Genomic DNA, 15825 nt, shown 5'->3' with positions numbered 1-15825 from the left:
CGGGACAAACGTAAAATCGACCCGTAATCCATGACTAAAACGAATGAATCCGCGAACCCTCACCCCTTCCATGTCGTTGTTGCTGGCCTTTGAGGCTGCCGCACGCCATGAAAGCTACACCCGCGCTGCCCACGAACTGTCGCTGACGCAAAGCGCGGTCAGCCGTCAGGTGCAGATTCTGGAAAAGATGCTCGGCATGCGCCTGTTCAGTCGCGAGGGCCGGCAAGTGGTGCTGACCGATGTCGGGCGCATGTATCAGCGCGAACTGGCCGAAGCCCTCGGGCAGATCCGCAGCGCGACGTTGCAGGCCATGGCGTTCGGTTCCGGCATTCATAGTTTGCGTTTGGCGACGCTGCCGACCTTCGGCTCGAAATGGCTGCTGCCGCGACTCAAGGACTTCTACACCGCACACCCCGGCATGACCGTGCACTTGCATTCGCGCATCGAAGCGATCGACTTCGACACCAGCGAAATCGATGCGGCGATCTGTGTCGGTGCGGGGGACTGGCCGGGCTTGAGCGCCCTGCCCCTGCACACTGAAGAACTGGTGGTGATTGCCAGTGCGCAATTGTCGTTGGCCGAACGCGATGAAGCTGAACAGCACATCGCCGGGCAGTTACTGCTCAATGTCAGCAGCAATGCCCAGGCCTGGGCGGAATGGTTCACCCATCATGGTTTGCCACACCGCAGCATGCGCATCGGGCCGAGCTTTGAAATGACTTCGCACCTGATTCAGGCCGTCCGGGCGAATATTGGCGTGGGGCTGGTGCCACGGATTCTGCTGGAGGATGAATTGCTTAACGGCGAGCTGCAGCAACTGGGGGAGCCGATCACCAGCCGGCGCAGCTACTACCTGGTGTATCCGCCGCGTAATGAGGCGTTGCCGTCACTGAAAGCGTTCAGGGATTGGCTGGTACGATCGTTATGACAGATCGTCTCGCCCGAGCAACGTTCACCGCTTGGGAGGTGGTGGAGCGCTAGGACCACGGGCAGTTTGCGGCGAGTTCCTGTCGTTCGAGCCAAGGTAGCGTGCCACATCTGGCGGCATGGGTCTCGGTGCTTCGGCGGTCATGGCTGGCTCTCTTTTATGGTGGTGAATTCAACCCACTGAACTTTCGACGAATCTATCACCAACAGGTCGGCGTCAAAAGGCTTGGCAACGCCATCGTCACCCAACCATTTCGGGCTCTGCATCACAAACTGTCCATTCGCAGGTTCGGCAGGCCATTCACAAGGCCAGCCAAACAGGCGCCTTTCGTCGTTCAAATGCAGCGTAATGAGCCGATCGTGGCGTGCAAAGGTGCTGTACCACTGGCTGGGAAATGACGTTTTTCTGGTTACATTTCGAAACCGTAACCAAGCATGCAACTTGTCATTTGAAGCGAGATTGCAGGAAAGAAATCCGAGCGTCACTGACACCAAGAACGCCCATATTGTCTGCGCCTTGCCATCCCATATTCCTACAGAAAATCCCTTCGTCCCCACCCATAGACAGATTGCACCTATCCCCAATACAGCCCCATGAATCACAAACGTAAAGATCAACGCCTGCACAATCTGCCCAAACGTATCAGGCCGTTTGAACGCGGTGAGCGTGTAAAAAATCCAGGTCGAGACAAATCCGGGAATGAGGTACTGCAACAACGGAATAACTTCTTTGACCAGATCATCCATGATCCGTGGCTCCTTGAAAGGCATGCCCCTCCGGTTACCGGGCGGCACTCAAAAGCCTAGCGCACACTGGGGATACGCCTCGTGCCGATCTGTCACAGCGCATTTCGCAAAGCAAAAAAAAGCAGAAACCATTGATCCGGTTTCTGCTTTTTGTGGGGCTGGCTTTTGCAGCGGAGGCTGGGCTTTACAGGCAGTCACGCACCGATTTGCGCAACGACCCGGACTTGGCCCATGGTGGTCCCTGATACAGGGAAACGCGGCTGCCGTCCTTGTATTTAATGATGTCGAGAATCTCGTCGGCGGTGACGAGGCTCGGCGCCTTGATCCGGTAGCCGTTGGAAATGGACGTCTGCGTGGTCTTAGGAATGTCCTGCTGCCACAACGGCAACAAGCACGCGGCATAGTCTTTAGGCGCTTTGGTGGTGGTTTTGCTGAGATTTGGCTCGCCCGGCACCAGCGATGCTGGCAATGAGCAACCCGCCAGCAATGCCAACGCCAAACTCCCGATCCATATCCGCATGGTGTTTCCCTGATCTTAAAAAACGCGAATGTAACGTGTAACCGGGTGTACATCCAGCGCGGCACGTCGCCCACAAGGGAGATTGGACAAATATTTACATGCATGCAGCCCGGTGGCAGACGAGCTGCGCTTCGGCGATGAAAAATGCGACTACTCTGTTCTACCGAGAATGTTCCGGAGGTGATCATGCGGCTCAATGAATACGAACACGAACTTCAGCGCGACCTGCAAGCCGTTGCATCGGATCTGAGATGGTCGGCGGTCGACCTCAAACGCATCGCCGAACAGCTGCGCAAGAGCGGCAATGAAGCGGATGCCCAGGCGGTACTCAGGTCCTGCGAGGTGCTGCAAAGTGATGAAGAACGCCTGCAGCTGTATGCCAGGGAAGTGAAGACGCGCTCCATCAGCCGGACCAAGGTCCACTGATACCACCCCCTGCCCTCAACAAAAGCCCCGGCAATCACCGGGGCTCTTTCGTTACATTTGCTTCAACTTGCAGTGTGACTTCGCGCTCGCACCGAGCGTTTTCTGTAACCCGGCAACGCAGCGGCATAGGCCAGCGCCTCCTCTCTGCTACCGAACGACGCAAGCCGATCGCCTTGAGTACAAACCCGCCACGGGCCGTTGTTCACGCTGAGTACGTCGTAGCCGTTCATGTGCATTTTGTTCAAGACCGGAATGCTCATGGGTACCTCCTTTTTGCCGACGGTGGAGTCAGCTCTGCCTTTTTAACTTACACCCGGATGCCGCAGTTGTGCCGACCGGATGTCGCCATCGCGAGGCGCCAAGGCTCTGGCACTTTCAGCCACGCCAAACACTCAAAACCCCAAGGGAACCTTTGAATCCGGGCCCGGCTCGAATATTGCAGTTTTATTTCATTTATGTGACACGCAGTAAACAGGTAACAGATGAAAGTACGCGCCACCGTTATTTGCGAGCAGGATCGACACGTTCTCCTGGTGCGCAAACCCCGCTGCCGCTGGACATTGCCCGGCGGCAAGGTCGAGCCTGGGGAAACCAAAGCCGGGGCGGCGACGCGCGAGCTGCAGGAAGAAACAGCACTGGATGCCGAGCAGATGTTGTATCTGATGGAACTGCACAGCGGCAGCACCCAGCATCATGTCTACGAGGCGTCGGTGCTCGATCTTGAGCAGTTGCGTCCGCAAAACGAGATCACCGAATGCATCTGGCATCCGCTGGACGCGGTGCAGAATCTGCCCACCAGCGACGCGACGTTGCGCATCGTGCAGGCGTTTCAGCGGCGCTTGTGAGGGATCAGCCGGCGAATGCCCGGCGCCCGGCGCTCATTTCCGTGCGCAACTCGCCGATGAAGTTGGAAATTTCGCGGATCGTCACCAGATGTTCCGGCGACACACCATTGAGCAACAACTCGACTCGCCCGGACTGCGGCTCGTACACCTTGATCCGCAGCAGCCCCTGCTCCACTTGGGTGCATTCGCACTTAAGCGACGGGAAGCCGGATTCGACAATCCGGCAGATGTCGGCAATGGCTAGCATGGGCGCACGCCTCGCAGGCGATGAGTCGGTCGACCCGTTGAGCATAGATGAGCCGTCAGCAACCCGCCGCCCCGACAAGTGCCAACCCGATCACATTTCCAGCGCGGCCTCAGTGGTCGTCATGATCCCAGATCCAGTTCCACATTCCCGGCAACTGCACCGGCTGCGAACTCTGCTGAACCGTGCGCGCCAGCGCCGCTTTCTGTAGCGTCGCGTGATCATCGTAGAACGGTTTGTCCGCCAGTCTCACGCCCGTGGCGGCGGCGCTGTCGAGCAGGATCTGCAGGTACTCGCGGTTATGCCGCGCGGTGTAGCGGTTGAGGTCATGAAAGGTCACCACCACTGGAATCACCCCGTCTACGGTCGGAAATTCGCCGAGGGCAATGCGCTCGCGGACTTCCGATAGCTGGCGCAGCATATTCGCCCGACGTCGGGGACTGGCGTTGAAGCCCCAGATCTTGCCGTCATTGGCGCTTAAATCGGTCAACAACACGTGCAAGCCATGCTGCTGATACGCGGCGAAGGTGCGCTTGTCGTAATTCCAGAATGGCGGGCGCAGCAGGATCGGTGCTGCTCCGGTGATCGCGGCGATATCCGCCGTGCCGTTGCGCAACGACTGCTCCAGTTCTTGCGGATCGAGCGAGCGATGATTGGTGTGCCAATGGGTGGCGGTGTGGAATCCGAGGATGTGCCCTTCGGCGTGCTCGCGCCGCATGATGCCGCGACCAATGTCACTGTTACCGGCGCGAGGCGCGCGGGTCTGGACGAAGAACACCGCTTTGATGTCCGGTTGCACCGGGTTGACCTTGAGGCTATCGAGCACGGTCGCCGAAGGGTTCCAGAAACTCGAGGCGCTGGGGCCATCATCGAAGGTCAGCAGAAAACGCACCGGGGCCTGGGCCTTGAGCCGGGTTTCGGTTTGCGCGGTCATCTCGATCGGCGCGGCAATGCAGCCGGCCAGCCCAAGCGCGATGGCCGCTGCACAGAGAAGATTGAACGCGTATTTCATGTTTTGCCTTGCGCCTGACCGTTGCGGCCCTGTTGTCGACTGGCAAAACTCCCTCGCCCTGATCCATCCCTGCGCCCGGCTTCGCAAGCCAGATTTGGATAGGGTACACAGGCTTTGGTTCCGGCGCTCGCTCAGTCAGCCAGAGCCTGTTGAAACGAGGTATCGATGACCCCGGCGGTGGCCAGCGGCGCCGGCAGTGCCTTGACCTTGAACAGGAAGTCCGCGGTGCCTTGCAGGTCGACCGCCGCCTGCTGATCCACCGGCCCGACAGTCATGTGCGCCTGACGCAACCAGTGCCGTGAAACCTGCTGATCGAGATTGGCTTTCTTCGCCCACAGGTCCGCGTATTCGTCGGTGTGGCTGTCGACCCAGGCCCGCGCCTGTTTCAAACGCCCGAGAAAATCGGCAATCGCTGCTCGCTTGCTGTCGATCGACGGCGCCGACGCGGCAATCGCGCTGAGTCCCGGCATCAGGTTTTTCGCGGTGAGAATCGGCCGCGCACCGGAGAACACGATTTGCTGGGAGATATACGGTTCCCACACCGGGAACGCGTCGATGCTGCCCTGTGGCAATGCCGCTGCCGCATCAATCGGCATCAACTTGACGAAGTCGACGTAACTTTCCGGCAGACCGCCCTGCTCCAGGGCGCGCAAGGTCAGCTGCTGGCTCCAGGCGCCGGGCCAGTAGGCGACTTTCTTGCCCTTCAGATCAGCGATGGTTTTCACCGGCGAATCTTTCGGCACCAGCAAGGCGATTGTGTCCGGGTTCTGCCGCGACACACCGATCAGTTTCACCGGCGCCTGTTTGGCGGCGAGAAACAGAAAACCCGAATCGCCAAGAAAGCCCAGATCCAGCGAGCCGGTCTGCAACGCCTCGGCCAGTGGCGCGGCGGCCTGGAAGTGCTTCCAGTCGACGCTGTAAGGCGCGTCTTTCAACACGCCGGAGGCTTCGACCGAAGCGCGGATGTTGTAGTAGTTCTGGTCACCAACATGCAGGACCAACAGCTCGGCGGCGTGGGCAAGCGGTGCGGTGAATAACGCGGTCATCAGTGTGCTGCGGAGCAAACGAGAGAGCTTCATGGGAGGTCCTGCGACGGTATTTTGCATAGACCATAACGCTGTTGATAAACCGATTTTAAATTCGATTAATGCATAAGCTCAGCGCTCGGAATGCTCACTGTCCGCTGCGCAACAGTGCCTTGCCACAATGTTTCCCAAGCAACAGTTGAAAGGCGCTAAAACCGGCGAAAACCCCGTAAACATGGGGCCACACGTACATGGCACAGAGCCTGCAATATTCCATTCATGCAGGATTCCGTCGATAAAAATATATTTTTTGACATAACAACCAGAGCCTTTGCCGGAGCGCCCCATGACATCGTTCTTACCCTTTACTCGCCTCAAAACGCTGCTGCTCGCCAGCGCCATGGCGTTGAGCCTGCAACCTCTAGCCCACGCCGCCGAAGCGCCACCTGCGGAAGTCCATCTGGATTACGCCTACTACTCACCGGTGAGCCTGGTGCTCAAGCATTTCGGTTTTCTAGAAAAGGCCCTGCCACAAACCAAAGTCAGTTGGGTGCTGAGTCAGGGCAGTAACCGTTCGCTGGAATACCTGAACAGTGGCGGCGTCGATTTCGCCTCCAGCGCCAGCCTTGCCGCTGTGCTGAGCCGGGCCAACGGTAGCCCGATCAAGTCGGTCTACGTCTACAGCCGCGCCGAATGGACCGCATTGGTGGTACGCAAGGGTTCGCCCTACCAGAGCGTCGCCGACCTCAAGGGCAAGAAAATCGCTGCCACCAAAGGCACCGATCCGTACCTGTTCACCCTGCGCAGCCTGCAACAGGCCGGGCTAAAGAAAGACGACGTGGAACTGGTGCACCTGCAACATCCGGACGGGCGCACCGCGCTGGAAAAAGGCGATGTCGACGCCTGGGCCGGACTCGATCCGCACATGGCCGCCAGCCAGGTGCAGGCCGGTTCGCGTCTGCTGTATCGCAACCCGGCGTTCAACAGCTACGGCGTGGTCAGCGTCACCGAGCAGTACGCCAAGGAGCATCCGCAAACCATCGACACCGTGATCAAAGCCTACGAGCAGGCGCGGGACTGGGCGCTGAAAAATCCCGACGAGTTCGCCGCGCTGCTTGCCAAGGAATCCGGTCTGCCGCTGGACGTGGCCAAACTGCAGTTGTCGCGCACCGACCTGAGCAGTCCGCAACTGACCGCCAACGATGTGCAAGCGTCGAAAGCTGCGGCACCGATTCTGGTGTCTGAGGAACTGGTGCGGCGTGGAGTGAATGTCGATCAAGTCATCGATCAGTTGCTCGACAGCGGAGTGCAGCAAGCCGTCGCCCGCCAGTAATCGACCAGACTCACAGCCCATCCGCGCCCGGCGCGGATTCGCTGTGAGCGGAGCCCACGTATGAGCACTCGCAGTAACGAACTGCCCGCGCCGCCTCGCAGCTTGCCGAGGCCGCGTCCTTCATCTCTCAACCCGACATGGCGCCGGCGCCTGAAAGGTCTGGCCCTGCCGCTGCTGATCGTGGTCGCCCTGGAGTTCATCGTGCGTCTCGGCTGGCTTCCGTCCTATCAAATGCCGGCGCCCAGCGAGATCGCCCTGACCCTCACCGACCTCGCCGAAGGCGCCCTGTGGAAACACATCAGCGCCAGCCTGTTGCGGGTGTTGCTCGGTTTTGCAATTGGCGCCAGCCTTGCGCTGGTGTTCGCCGCCTGGGTCGGCCTGAGCCGTGAGGCCGAGGCGTATCTGGAACCGACGTTCGCCGCGCTGCGTTCGATTCCGAGTCTGGCCTGGGTGCCGCTGTTGCTGCTGTGGCTGGGCATCGATGAAACCTCGAAGATCGTGCTGATCGCCATCGGCGCGTTCTTTCCGGTGTACGTCAACGTGGTCGCGGCGATTCGCAACATCGATCGCAAACTGGTCGAAGTCGGACACATCTATGGCTTCAGCCGCTGGCAACTGGTGCGGCGGATTCTATTGCCCGCCGCCCTGCCCGGCCTGTTCACCGGGCTGCGCAGCGGCATGAGTCTGGCGTGGATGTTTCTGGTGGCCGCCGAGCTGATCGCCGCGACCAAGGGCCTCGGTTATCTGCTCAGCGACGGCCGCGAAACCTCGCGCCCGGACATCGTGCTGGCGGCGATTATCGTGCTCGCCTTGCTCGGCAAACTCAGCGACGGTTTGCTCGCAGTGCTGGAACGCCGCTGGCTGATCTGGCGCGACACGTTCACCGGTCAGGAGGCGCAGGATTGATTGGCCAGAGCCAACTATGCTGAAAGCGTCCATCCAGAGATTCGGCGCATGTGCGGAAGACTCTCGCAGTACCGCGGCATTCACGACTTTGTCGCGGTGCTGAGCATTCCCGATGCGCTGATCAATCACGTCGGCGACGCCGCGCTGGAGCGCTACAACGCGGCGCCGACCACGTCACTCGCGGTGCTCCATCAACATGATCAACGCCTGTATGCCGACAACCTGCGCTGGGGCTGGCGCCCGCACTGGGCCAAGGATCGCGCGGCGCCGATCAACGCGCGCGTGGAGAAAGTCGCCCATGGGCCGTTCTTCCGGGCGATCTGGCGTCATCGGCTGATCGTGCCGGTCGACAACTGGTTCGAATGGGTCGACGGCCCGGACAAAACCCGACAGCCGTGGCTGATCCGTCGTGCCGATCAAGGGCCGGTTTTCTGTGCGGCCATCGGACAGTTTCCGACACCCGGCAGCGATGGTCGGGACGACGATGGATTCGTGATCATCACCGCCGACAGCATCGGGGGCCTGCTCGATATCCATGATCGAAGACCCGTGGTCTTTCGCGCTGACATGGCTGCCGAGTGGCTCGACAGCGCCACGCCTGTTGAACGCGCCGAACAGATGCTCCTGTTTGAAGGCGAACCCAGTGATGCCTTCGCCTGGCACAAAGTCGGCAAGGCAGTCGGCAATTCACGCAATCAGGGTGCAGGGCTGATTGAAGAATGGCTTAAAGATCCGTGATCTCACGCGTTTACCCTGTAGGAGCTGCCGCAGGCTGCGATCTTTTGATTTTTAATTTTTTAAAAGCAAGATCAAAAGATCGCAGCCTTCGGCAGCTCCTACAGGTGATTACAGGTGACACTCGATCTTTACAGCTGGTGTTTCATCGCTGAGACAGCCCGGAAAAAACAGTCGTTTGAGCGACCTAACCGCCTGTCTGACATTTCAACCGTCATACATACATTTACATGCACTACGGATAGCATGCGCGCCGCATTTCCATTTGGCATACCAGTTGACCAAAGAGTCAGCAAAACCAGGAATCCCCTACAACTTTAACAAACCTTGCAGAGAACTAAGTTGCGCGACGATTTTGCAATCAAACAGGCCAACGGCCTGGAGTGTATTTATCTGTCCATGACAGAACGCTTTCAACTCGACTGTTTTATCGGCCACTACATCAAGACCCGAAACCTGCGTTCGGTGCCGGACATCGAACGCGTCTTGCGCACGACCCTCCAGAGCTATCCCGGGCACCCACCGGTGATGGTCAACGAGCTCAATGCGTGGCTCGACAAGACCCTGGGCTATCGGGCTTCACACCCGGACTTCCCGCACCTGGAAGACCTCTGAAAAAAAGCAGCCCCGCTATTGCGGGGCTTCTTGCAGATGGCTCTCAGAGTTTCACGTCAGGCCCGGTGAGCTCCTTGCCATCGTCGTGCTTCCACGTCTGTTCCTTGCGTTTCTCACGCTCGATTTCTTCTTCGCTGGGCTCGTCTACTTCTTCGTCTTCATCAGGACGCTTTTGCTCGGTCGTCATGTGCACCTCGACTTGTCGAAAATAGTCATCCAACCAGCGTAGAACAGTTTTTTCCCAGCAACTTACAACCACCAGCGCAGCAAAAAGAAAAACGCCATGCTCAAGAGCATGCTGAGCAAGGTATTGCGGGTGTACAGCACCAGCCCGATCGCTACGAGCGAACTCAGTAAATAAGGATTATCCCACTGCAGATTCAACTGTTTGTCCGGCATGAACACGATCGGCCCGCAGATCGCCGTGAGCATTCCCGGTACGGCAAACCCGAGAAACTGCCGTGCGTTGCTGCTCAAACGCAGCGGCAGGCGCGGTTCGAGAAACACGTAACGGTTGAGGAACACCAGAATCCCCATGCCGAAAATCACTGCCCAGACCATCATGTGCGCCCCCGATACAGCTTGTTGCAGACAAATCCTGCGGTCATCCCCGCCAGGCCCGACAACACCAGTGCCGAGCCCCACTGCCAATAACTGAACAGCACCGAGCAGAACAGCGACACCGCCACACACACCACGGTCGGCACGTTACGCACCACCGGGGTGATCAATGCGATGAAAGTGGCGGCAATCGAGAAATCCAGCCCCAAGTGCTCAAGCCCCGGAATGCTGCTGCCCAACACGATGCCGGCCAGGGTGAACAGGTTCCAGGCGATATAGAACGTCAGGCCGACGGCCAAGGCGTACCAGCGGTTGAACTGCTGACGGTCATGCTGACTGGTCAGGGCGAACAGCTCATCGGTGAGCAAAAAGCCCAGGCCGATGCGCCAGCGCCCGGGCAGCGGCGAAATCACTGAGCGCATGCTCATCCCGTACAACAAATGCTGCGAGGTCAGCAGCAGCGTGGTCAGCAGGATCGAGAAAATCCCGGCACCGCCCTTGAGCATACCGATCGCCACCAGTTGCGCGGCCCCTGCAAACACGATGCTCGACAGGCCCTGCCCCTGTAACGGCGTGAGATTGGCTTCGATCGCCATGGAACCGGCCAGCAGCCCCCACGGCGCCGTCGCCAGTGATAACGGCATGATCGCCGCAGCGCCGCGAAGAAACGCACTGCGCGGCATAATTGAGTCAGACATAACGTTCTTCAACCGAGGAAACGGTCGCAGACTCTGCCAGCAAATGCCCCTTCGCGGCTTGAACAATCTTGCGCACTTGCGCCAAATCACCGCGCCCCGGCGTTGCTGTCGGCGTACCATGGAGACCTTCACAACCGCGTCAGGGAGACGACATGCTGTACCGAATCGCAGCCGACGGGCTGGTGCTGTTTCATCTGTGCTTCATTCTGTTCGTGCTGTTCGGCGGGTTGCTGGTGCTCAAGTGGCCACGCCTGATGTGGTTGCATCTGCCGGCGGCTGCATGGGGCGTGGCGGTCGAGGTGTTGCACCTGACCTGTCCGCTGACTTACTGGGAAAACCTGATGCGCCACGCCGCCGGGCAGACCGAATACGCCGGCGGCTTCATCGAGCACTACATCTGGCCGATCATCTATCCCGCAGGTCTGACGCCGCAGATCCAATTGGTGCTGGGCAGCGTGGTGCTGGTGATCAACCTGCTGGTCTACGGGCGTCTGGCCCGTGCGTGGAAACTGCGCCGCGCCAGCCGTATTCCGTTTTAACGCGCGGCGGGTTTCAAGGCTTGCAGCCAGGCCGGATCCAGGCGCTTCTGGTCGATCTCCAGGCCCAGTGCCTGCATCCGCTCCTTGTGCATTTCGACTTCCCGGTGCAACTGCGCATGATCGCTGGAGTTGCCGTCCAGTTCGTGCATCTGGGTCAGTCCCAGATGATAGAAGCGCAGCACCTTCATCGCGGTCGGATCGTTCTTCTCGACTGCTGCGGTCACCTGATGCATCACGTTGGTCACGCTCATCAGGCTGCGCTTGAGCCGCCAGCTATAGACCGCCGGGGCCATCCACGGCTGCTGCCAGAACTGCCCGCGCATCAGCGCCGCCGTCAGCAGAAACGCGACGAACACCCCACCGACGTTGAAGCGCAGATTATCCCCGCCGGGTTCGCCGAACAGCGCCACCGCCGCCGTCGAAAGCGCCATCGCCAGCACCAGGAACAGCACCACGATGATGAGCGTGCTGCGCCGGGTCTGCTGGCGAAACGTTGCTGGGTCCATCGGCTGGATCTCGAACATCAGGCATGACTTCCTTGAGCGATAAAAAGGGCAACGGAAAAAACTCGCTGCGCATTATCGCCTCTCTCCGCGATTTAGCTATGCTGGGGGCCCTTTTCATCTCTTCAGCGTCCAACGGGGACATGGCGGTACAGCGCAGATCGTGCCATCTTCATTCATGGATACACACTATTCGGATGCCATCCGCCTGGTTCAGGGATGACATCGTTTTAAGGATCATTGCATGACCCAACGACACGTAATCAATGCCTCGGTCAGCCCGAAAGGCAGCCTGGAAACTCTTTCTCAACGTGAAGTTCAGCAACTGAGCGAAGCCGGATCCGGCAGCACCTACACCCTCTTCCGCCAGTGCGCCCTGGCCATCCTCAATACCGGCGCGCATGTCGACAACGCCAAGACCATCCTCGAAGCCTACAAGGACTTCGAAATCCGCATTCACCAGCAGGATCGCGGCGTGCGCCTCGAACTGCTGAACGCCCCGGCCGACGCGTTCGTCGACGGCGAAATGATCGCCAGCACCCGCGAGATGCTGTTCAGCGCCCTGCGTGACATCGTCTACACCGAAAACGAACTCGACAGCCAACGCATCGACCTCAGCACCTCGCAAGGCATCAGCGACTACGTGTTCCACCTGCTGCGCAACGCGCGCACCCTGCGTCCGGGTGTGGAACCGAAAATCGTCGTGTGCTGGGGCGGTCACTCGATCAACACCGAAGAATACAAATACACCAAGAAAGTCGGCCACGAACTGGGCCTGCGCAGCCTCGACATCTGCACCGGTTGCGGCCCCGGCGTGATGAAAGGCCCGATGAAGGGCGCGACCATCGCCCACGCCAAGCAGCGCATCCACGGTGGGCGCTACCTCGGCCTGACCGAGCCGGGGATCATCGCCGCCGAAGCGCCGAACCCGATCGTCAATGAGCTGGTGATCTTGCCGGACATCGAAAAACGTCTGGAAGCGTTCGTGCGTGTTGGCCACGGCATCATCATCTTCCCGGGCGGCGCTGGCACCGCCGAAGAGTTCCTGTACCTGCTGGGTATCCTGATGCACCCGGACAACGCCGGCCTGCCGTTCCCGGTGATCCTGACCGGGCCGAAACATGCCGCGCCGTATCTGGAACAGCTTGATGCCTTCGTCACCGCCACCCTCGGCGATGCGGCGAAGCAGCACTACGAGATCATCATCGACGACCCGGCCGAAGTCGCGCGGCAGATGACCGCCGGCCTCAAAGCGGTGAAGCAGTTCCGCCGCGAGCGCAACGACGCGTTCCACTTCAACTGGCTGCTGAAGATCGACGAAAGCTTCCAGCGCCCGTTCGATCCGACCCACGAGAACATGGCCAACCTCAAGCTGCACCGCGGCCAGCCGCCCCACGAACTGGCGGCCAACCTGCGCCGCGCGTTCTCCGGGATCGTCGCCGGCAACGTCAAGGACAAGGGCATCCGCTTGATCGAAGAGCACGGGCCGTACCAGATCCGTGGTGACGCGGCGATCATGCAACCGCTCGATTCGCTGCTCAAAGCCTTCGTCGCCCAGCACCGGATGAAACTGCCGGGCGGCGCGGCGTATGTGCCGTGCTATAGGGTGGTGGCGTAACTCACGTTCAGGCACACCCAAAACCTTGGGAGCTGTCTTGCCAGCGATCAAAGCAAGACTTCCATTGACATGCGGCGCCCTAAACGCCGGATGCCAATGGATTTTCCCGACAGACCTCTAACCTAATGAATAATTTTGTACTCCGTAAAAGGTGCGTCCACTTCATTTCCGCCCAAATTCACCACATAGGCAAACTTAGCGCCCTGCGGGCCTGCATGTTCTAGCAAGTCTTCGCGAGGTACTTTTATCTCGATAGTCTCCGAATAAGGAGTGGTACCGGAAAATCTTTCACCGATCCACGTGCCATCTAAAATAACCTGAACGAAAAATGGAATGTGATCACTCTCCGCCAAAAAACCCGGCGGGATCTGTGCAGTAGCACCCTCAGGGACATCGGTCATTTTTACGATGCCGCCTACAGCTTCTTTGATTACAAGTTGTTCAAGATTCTTAGCCATTTCTTTATTCCTCTAAAAACAGGTTGAGCACGCGAAGGTATCGCTGCGTAGCCATTAGGACCCTGCCGCCGGAGGTCCACAACTGTCAGAAATTACAGGCGGGGCCTTTATTCCGACCAACGGCAACCTCGACTTCACCGCACCAGCCTCAGAGCCAACGCCTTCGCCTGTGACGCCACATCCGTCACCGCCGTACTCTCCCACCACATCCCTCGCAACGGAGGGCCCATGGCGAACAGCCGGTTCGCTACCTGCCCGTGTTCGTTCAGCACCGCACCATCAATCGCAGCCGCGATCCCCAACGCCAACGGCCCCGACCGCACCAGTCCGCGCGCCAACAACTGCTGCGGCAATGGCCGCGCGACCCGACGCCAGTCATATTCAATGCCGCTGGAATTAATCAGCGCTGCGCCATGAACTAAGCAGGTTTCAGCTTCACCACGGCGACGAATGCGAATGCTCACGCCGCCCTCCGCGCCAGGCTCTAACCCTTTGAACGACGCTGCCTGAATCCGCAACCGCCCTTCGCCCTGCAACCGCTCGACCAATTGGGCACTCAGCGGCGGCGACCGGTGATGATGACTCTCCCACCACGGCCGCACATGGCGTACGAATTGTCGACGCTGCACGTCAGTCGCCTGACTCCACAGCCGTCCGATATGGGCCCGCACCGTGTCCAGCGGCGCCTGCCAATCGATGCCCTGAGCGATCGCCTCGCGGCAATGCCTGCGCAGCTCACGCAACAACTGTCGAGGTGTGCGAATGCTCTGATCTTCGGCAAGAAAATCCACCCACGCCGGCGGTTGCCGACGCACATGGGGCAACAGTCCGTGACGGGAAAACACTTCGATCGGCCCGCGATGCCCGGCCTGCTCCAGCGAAACCACTGCATCGACCATGGTCAGGCCGGAACCGATGATCAGCACGGTTGACTGCGGATCGAGCTGACGCATGGCGGCGACATCCCACGGATCAAGCGCTGCGGCATTCAGGCCGCTGGACTCTTTCTGCGGCGTGCGTGCGGCGGGGAACATGCCCGTGGCGAGCACGGCATAGGCGCCGCGCAGAGTCTGCCCATTGCTCAAGCTCATTTGCACCGAATCCGCATCAGTTTGCAGATCGACGACTTCAGCGCGAACGTGCTCGACGGTCGAACCATGCTGCGCACCAACGACGCGCGCCTCGGCCAGACGCTGCTGCACATACACGCCAAACAGCCCGCGTGGAGGGAACAGCTCACTGATTGGCACATTCTGCTCGGCAGATTCCGGCCAGCCACCGGCAGCGATGTGCGCGGTCAGCCATTGAGTCAGGTCATCGGGGTTATCGGGGTCGACACTCATGCGCGCCGCATTGCCGTTGAGCGTGTGGCCCAGTTCAACGGCGCTGTAAGCTTCACCGCGACCGAGTTCGGCGCGCGGTTCGATGATCAGGATCCGACGCTGGCCGGGCAGTCGCAGCAATTGCACGGCCAGCATCGTGCCGCTGAGGCCACCGCCGATGATCAGGATGTCTGCGTTCTGACTCATTCAAATCACCACATTGCGCACAAAGCGCACCGCCACCGGCCCGTCATTGCGATAGCCATGGGGCTGGTTGCTGGCAAACATGAAAAACTCGCCGCTCGCAATGGTATTGGTCACATCACCCACCGTTAGCGTCAGGCAACCTTCGAACACATAAATCTGCTCGCTCCAGCCATCGGCGTCGGGTTGCGACGGATAGACCTCCCCCGGTTGCAGACACCATTCCCACTGTTCGACTTCACGGGTGGCGGTGGCCTTGGATAGCAGTACCGCTTTGCTCCCGGGAATCACCCCGGCCCACGCCACCTCGTTGATGCGGCTGGTATCGCGTGCGTCTGGGGCCTGGATCAGGTCGCTGAAGGCCACGTCGAGCGCTTCGGCAACGCGATCGAGAGTGGTCAGGCTGACATTCTTTTCCCCGGCCTCGATCGCCACCAGCATGCGCCGACTGACGCCGGACTTTTCCGCCAGCGCGGTCTGGCTCATGTCGGCAGCGTGGCGCAGGCGCCGGACGTTGTGACTGACGTGTTGCAGGACGGACGCCCGTTGGCTGGAATCTTTGTGCACTATATTGCTCACTCGGTGGG

At 59.7% G+C, this 15825-nt stretch carries 22 protein-coding genes; 9 read left to right on the top strand and 13 right to left on the bottom strand.

All coding sequences use genetic code 11. The annotated features are described in order from the left end of the window. Positions 1 to 43 precede the first annotated feature (43 nt). The gene (locus AC3WMV_RS21760; RefSeq protein WP_103368617.1) at positions 44 to 928 is read left to right on the top strand and encodes a LysR substrate-binding domain-containing protein; all 885 of its coding nucleotides are present in this window, start codon (positions 44 to 46) and stop codon (positions 926 to 928) included. Positions 929 to 1068: 140 nt separating this feature from the next. Here AC3WMV_RS21760 and AC3WMV_RS21755 read toward each other — a convergent pair whose 3' ends face one another. Next, complete coding sequence (locus tag AC3WMV_RS21755; protein ID WP_103368618.1) at positions 1069 to 1674, bottom strand: DUF6338 family protein; 606 nt, start codon at positions 1672 to 1674, stop codon at positions 1069 to 1071. A 184-nt stretch (positions 1675 to 1858) separates the two neighbouring features. Further along, positions 1859 to 2194, bottom strand: a complete 336-nt coding sequence (locus AC3WMV_RS21750; protein ID WP_003225912.1) for a hypothetical protein — start codon at positions 2192 to 2194, stop codon at positions 1859 to 1861. A 186-nt stretch (positions 2195 to 2380) separates the two neighbouring features. On the opposite strand from AC3WMV_RS21750, the gene AC3WMV_RS21745 reads away from it, so the two are divergent. Further along, entirely contained in the window at positions 2381 to 2620 is a 240-nt protein-coding gene (locus AC3WMV_RS21745) for a hypothetical protein (protein WP_027612987.1), read from the top strand. Between the two features lie 62 nt (positions 2621 to 2682). Here the strand turns inward: AC3WMV_RS21745 and AC3WMV_RS21740 are convergent, their stop codons facing one another. Further along, complete coding sequence (locus AC3WMV_RS21740; protein ID WP_096796397.1) at positions 2683 to 2880, bottom strand: DUF2188 domain-containing protein; 198 nt, start codon at positions 2878 to 2880, stop codon at positions 2683 to 2685. 222 nt (positions 2881 to 3102) lie between these two features. Here AC3WMV_RS21740 and AC3WMV_RS21735 point away from each other — a divergent pair, with 222 nt between their 5' ends. Then, positions 3103 to 3465, top strand: a complete 363-nt coding sequence (locus AC3WMV_RS21735; RefSeq protein ID WP_098964369.1) for an NUDIX hydrolase — start codon at positions 3103 to 3105, stop codon at positions 3463 to 3465. Positions 3466 to 3469: 4 nt separating this feature from the next. On the opposite strand, the gene AC3WMV_RS21730 is transcribed toward AC3WMV_RS21735, so the two are convergent. The 3 genes from AC3WMV_RS21730 to AC3WMV_RS21720 form a co-directional block, all read right to left on the bottom strand. Beyond that, the gene (locus AC3WMV_RS21730) at positions 3470 to 3712 is read right to left on the bottom strand and encodes a DUF1652 domain-containing protein (protein WP_103368619.1); all 243 of its coding nucleotides are present in this window, start codon (positions 3710 to 3712) and stop codon (positions 3470 to 3472) included. Positions 3713 to 3821: 109 nt separating this feature from the next. Beyond that, on the bottom strand, positions 3822 to 4721 hold the full coding sequence (locus AC3WMV_RS21725; RefSeq protein WP_103368620.1) for a polysaccharide deacetylase family protein: 900 nt from the start codon (positions 4719 to 4721) through the stop codon (positions 3822 to 3824). A 131-nt stretch (positions 4722 to 4852) separates the two neighbouring features. Then, positions 4853 to 5800, bottom strand: coding sequence for an ABC transporter substrate-binding protein (locus AC3WMV_RS21720; RefSeq protein WP_103368621.1), 948 nt, complete (start codon positions 5798 to 5800; stop codon positions 4853 to 4855). Positions 5801 to 6092: 292 nt separating this feature from the next. Here AC3WMV_RS21720 and AC3WMV_RS21715 point away from each other — a divergent pair, with 292 nt between their 5' ends. From AC3WMV_RS21715 to AC3WMV_RS21700, 4 genes are all read left to right on the top strand, one after another. After that, positions 6093 to 7079 carry an aliphatic sulfonate ABC transporter substrate-binding protein gene (locus AC3WMV_RS21715; protein ID WP_103368622.1) on the top strand — a complete coding sequence of 329 codons (987 nt, stop codon included), beginning with the start codon at positions 6093 to 6095 and terminating at the stop codon, positions 7077 to 7079. Between the two features lie 60 nt (positions 7080 to 7139). Next, positions 7140 to 7985: an ABC transporter permease gene (locus AC3WMV_RS21710; protein WP_103368623.1), complete on the top strand. Its 846-nt coding sequence runs from the start codon at positions 7140 to 7142 to the stop codon at positions 7983 to 7985. Positions 7986 to 8033: 48 nt separating this feature from the next. Then, positions 8034 to 8723: an SOS response-associated peptidase gene (locus AC3WMV_RS21705; protein WP_103368624.1), complete on the top strand. Its 690-nt coding sequence runs from the start codon at positions 8034 to 8036 to the stop codon at positions 8721 to 8723. A gap of 339 nt (positions 8724 to 9062) precedes the next feature. After that, entirely contained in the window at positions 9063 to 9335 is a 273-nt protein-coding gene (locus AC3WMV_RS21700) for a hypothetical protein (RefSeq protein WP_095136479.1), read from the top strand. Between the two features lie 43 nt (positions 9336 to 9378). Here AC3WMV_RS21700 and AC3WMV_RS21695 read toward each other — a convergent pair whose 3' ends face one another. From AC3WMV_RS21695 to AC3WMV_RS21685, 3 genes are all read right to left on the bottom strand, one after another. Further along, positions 9379 to 9522, bottom strand: coding sequence for a hypothetical protein (locus AC3WMV_RS21695; RefSeq protein ID WP_178085259.1), 144 nt, complete (start codon positions 9520 to 9522; stop codon positions 9379 to 9381). Positions 9523 to 9584: 62 nt separating this feature from the next. Beyond that, complete coding sequence (locus tag AC3WMV_RS21690) at positions 9585 to 9896, bottom strand: AzlD domain-containing protein (protein ID WP_166497451.1); 312 nt, start codon at positions 9894 to 9896, stop codon at positions 9585 to 9587. Further along, on the bottom strand, positions 9896 to 10594 hold the full coding sequence (locus AC3WMV_RS21685) for an AzlC family ABC transporter permease (RefSeq protein ID WP_103368864.1): 699 nt from the start codon (positions 10592 to 10594) through the stop codon (positions 9896 to 9898). Before AC3WMV_RS21685 ends, AC3WMV_RS21690 begins: the two co-directional genes overlap by 1 nt. A gap of 152 nt (positions 10595 to 10746) precedes the next feature. Between AC3WMV_RS21685 and AC3WMV_RS21680 the strand changes: the two genes are divergently transcribed. Continuing rightward, positions 10747 to 11133 (top strand): DUF2784 domain-containing protein, encoded by a 387-nt coding sequence (locus tag AC3WMV_RS21680; protein ID WP_103368865.1) that lies wholly within the window; start codon positions 10747 to 10749, stop codon positions 11131 to 11133. Here AC3WMV_RS21680 and AC3WMV_RS21675 read toward each other — a convergent pair. Beyond that, entirely contained in the window at positions 11130 to 11657 is a 528-nt protein-coding gene (locus AC3WMV_RS21675; protein ID WP_103368866.1) for a DUF3087 domain-containing protein, read from the bottom strand. The two genes, AC3WMV_RS21680 and AC3WMV_RS21675, sit on opposite strands and share 4 nt — an antisense overlap. 223 nt (positions 11658 to 11880) lie before the next feature. Between AC3WMV_RS21675 and ppnN the strand changes: the two genes are divergently transcribed. Next, entirely contained in the window at positions 11881 to 13254 is a 1374-nt protein-coding gene (gene ppnN / locus AC3WMV_RS21670; protein WP_103368867.1) for a nucleotide 5'-monophosphate nucleosidase PpnN, read from the top strand. 122 nt (positions 13255 to 13376) lie between these two features. On the opposite strand, the gene AC3WMV_RS21665 is transcribed toward ppnN, so the two are convergent. The 3 genes from AC3WMV_RS21665 to AC3WMV_RS21655 form a co-directional block, all read right to left on the bottom strand. Continuing rightward, on the bottom strand, positions 13377 to 13712 hold the full coding sequence (locus AC3WMV_RS21665; protein ID WP_096796386.1) for a hypothetical protein: 336 nt from the start codon (positions 13710 to 13712) through the stop codon (positions 13377 to 13379). 134 nt (positions 13713 to 13846) lie between these two features. Next, the gene (locus AC3WMV_RS21660) at positions 13847 to 15241 is read right to left on the bottom strand and encodes an FAD/NAD(P)-binding protein (protein ID WP_103368868.1); all 1395 of its coding nucleotides are present in this window, start codon (positions 15239 to 15241) and stop codon (positions 13847 to 13849) included. Beyond that, entirely contained in the window at positions 15242 to 15805 is a 564-nt protein-coding gene (locus AC3WMV_RS21655; protein ID WP_103368869.1) for a helix-turn-helix domain-containing protein, read from the bottom strand. Positions 15806 to 15825: the final 20 nt, after the last annotated feature.

The organism is Pseudomonas sp. FW305-3-2-15-E-TSA4, from assembly GCF_058787295.1.
This window is presented reverse-complemented; position numbering and strand designations above follow the sequence as displayed.

Coding starts and splice junctions, on each gene's coding strand:
- AC3WMV_RS21760 (WP_103368617.1), top strand. CDS start 44: ATGAATCCGCGAACCCTCACCCCTTCCATGTCGTTGTTGCTGGCCTTT.
- AC3WMV_RS21755 (WP_103368618.1), bottom strand. CDS start 1,674: ATGGATGATCTGGTCAAAGAAGTTATTCCGTTGTTGCAGTACCTCATT.
- AC3WMV_RS21750 (WP_003225912.1), bottom strand. CDS start 2,194: ATGCGGATATGGATCGGGAGTTTGGCGTTGGCATTGCTGGCGGGTTGC.
- AC3WMV_RS21745 (WP_027612987.1), top strand. CDS start 2,381: ATGCGGCTCAATGAATACGAACACGAACTTCAGCGCGACCTGCAAGCC.
- AC3WMV_RS21740 (WP_096796397.1), bottom strand. CDS start 2,880: ATGAGCATTCCGGTCTTGAACAAAATGCACATGAACGGCTACGACGTA.
- AC3WMV_RS21735 (WP_098964369.1), top strand. CDS start 3,103: ATGAAAGTACGCGCCACCGTTATTTGCGAGCAGGATCGACACGTTCTC.
- AC3WMV_RS21730 (WP_103368619.1), bottom strand. CDS start 3,712: ATGCTAGCCATTGCCGACATCTGCCGGATTGTCGAATCCGGCTTCCCG.
- AC3WMV_RS21725 (WP_103368620.1), bottom strand. CDS start 4,721: ATGAAATACGCGTTCAATCTTCTCTGTGCAGCGGCCATCGCGCTTGGG.
- AC3WMV_RS21720 (WP_103368621.1), bottom strand. CDS start 5,800: ATGAAGCTCTCTCGTTTGCTCCGCAGCACACTGATGACCGCGTTATTC.
- AC3WMV_RS21715 (WP_103368622.1), top strand. CDS start 6,093: ATGACATCGTTCTTACCCTTTACTCGCCTCAAAACGCTGCTGCTCGCC.
- AC3WMV_RS21710 (WP_103368623.1), top strand. CDS start 7,140: ATGAGCACTCGCAGTAACGAACTGCCCGCGCCGCCTCGCAGCTTGCCG.
- AC3WMV_RS21705 (WP_103368624.1), top strand. CDS start 8,034: ATGTGCGGAAGACTCTCGCAGTACCGCGGCATTCACGACTTTGTCGCG.
- AC3WMV_RS21695 (WP_178085259.1), bottom strand. CDS start 9,522: ATGACGACCGAGCAAAAGCGTCCTGATGAAGACGAAGAAGTAGACGAG.
- AC3WMV_RS21690 (WP_166497451.1), bottom strand. CDS start 9,896: ATGGTCTGGGCAGTGATTTTCGGCATGGGGATTCTGGTGTTCCTCAAC.
- AC3WMV_RS21685 (WP_103368864.1), bottom strand. CDS start 10,594: ATGTCTGACTCAATTATGCCGCGCAGTGCGTTTCTTCGCGGCGCTGCG.
- AC3WMV_RS21680 (WP_103368865.1), top strand. CDS start 10,747: ATGCTGTACCGAATCGCAGCCGACGGGCTGGTGCTGTTTCATCTGTGC.
- AC3WMV_RS21675 (WP_103368866.1), bottom strand. CDS start 11,657: ATGTTCGAGATCCAGCCGATGGACCCAGCAACGTTTCGCCAGCAGACC.
- ppnN (WP_103368867.1), top strand. CDS start 11,881: ATGACCCAACGACACGTAATCAATGCCTCGGTCAGCCCGAAAGGCAGC.
- AC3WMV_RS21665 (WP_096796386.1), bottom strand. CDS start 13,712: ATGGCTAAGAATCTTGAACAACTTGTAATCAAAGAAGCTGTAGGCGGC.
- AC3WMV_RS21660 (WP_103368868.1), bottom strand. CDS start 15,241: ATGAGTCAGAACGCAGACATCCTGATCATCGGCGGTGGCCTCAGCGGC.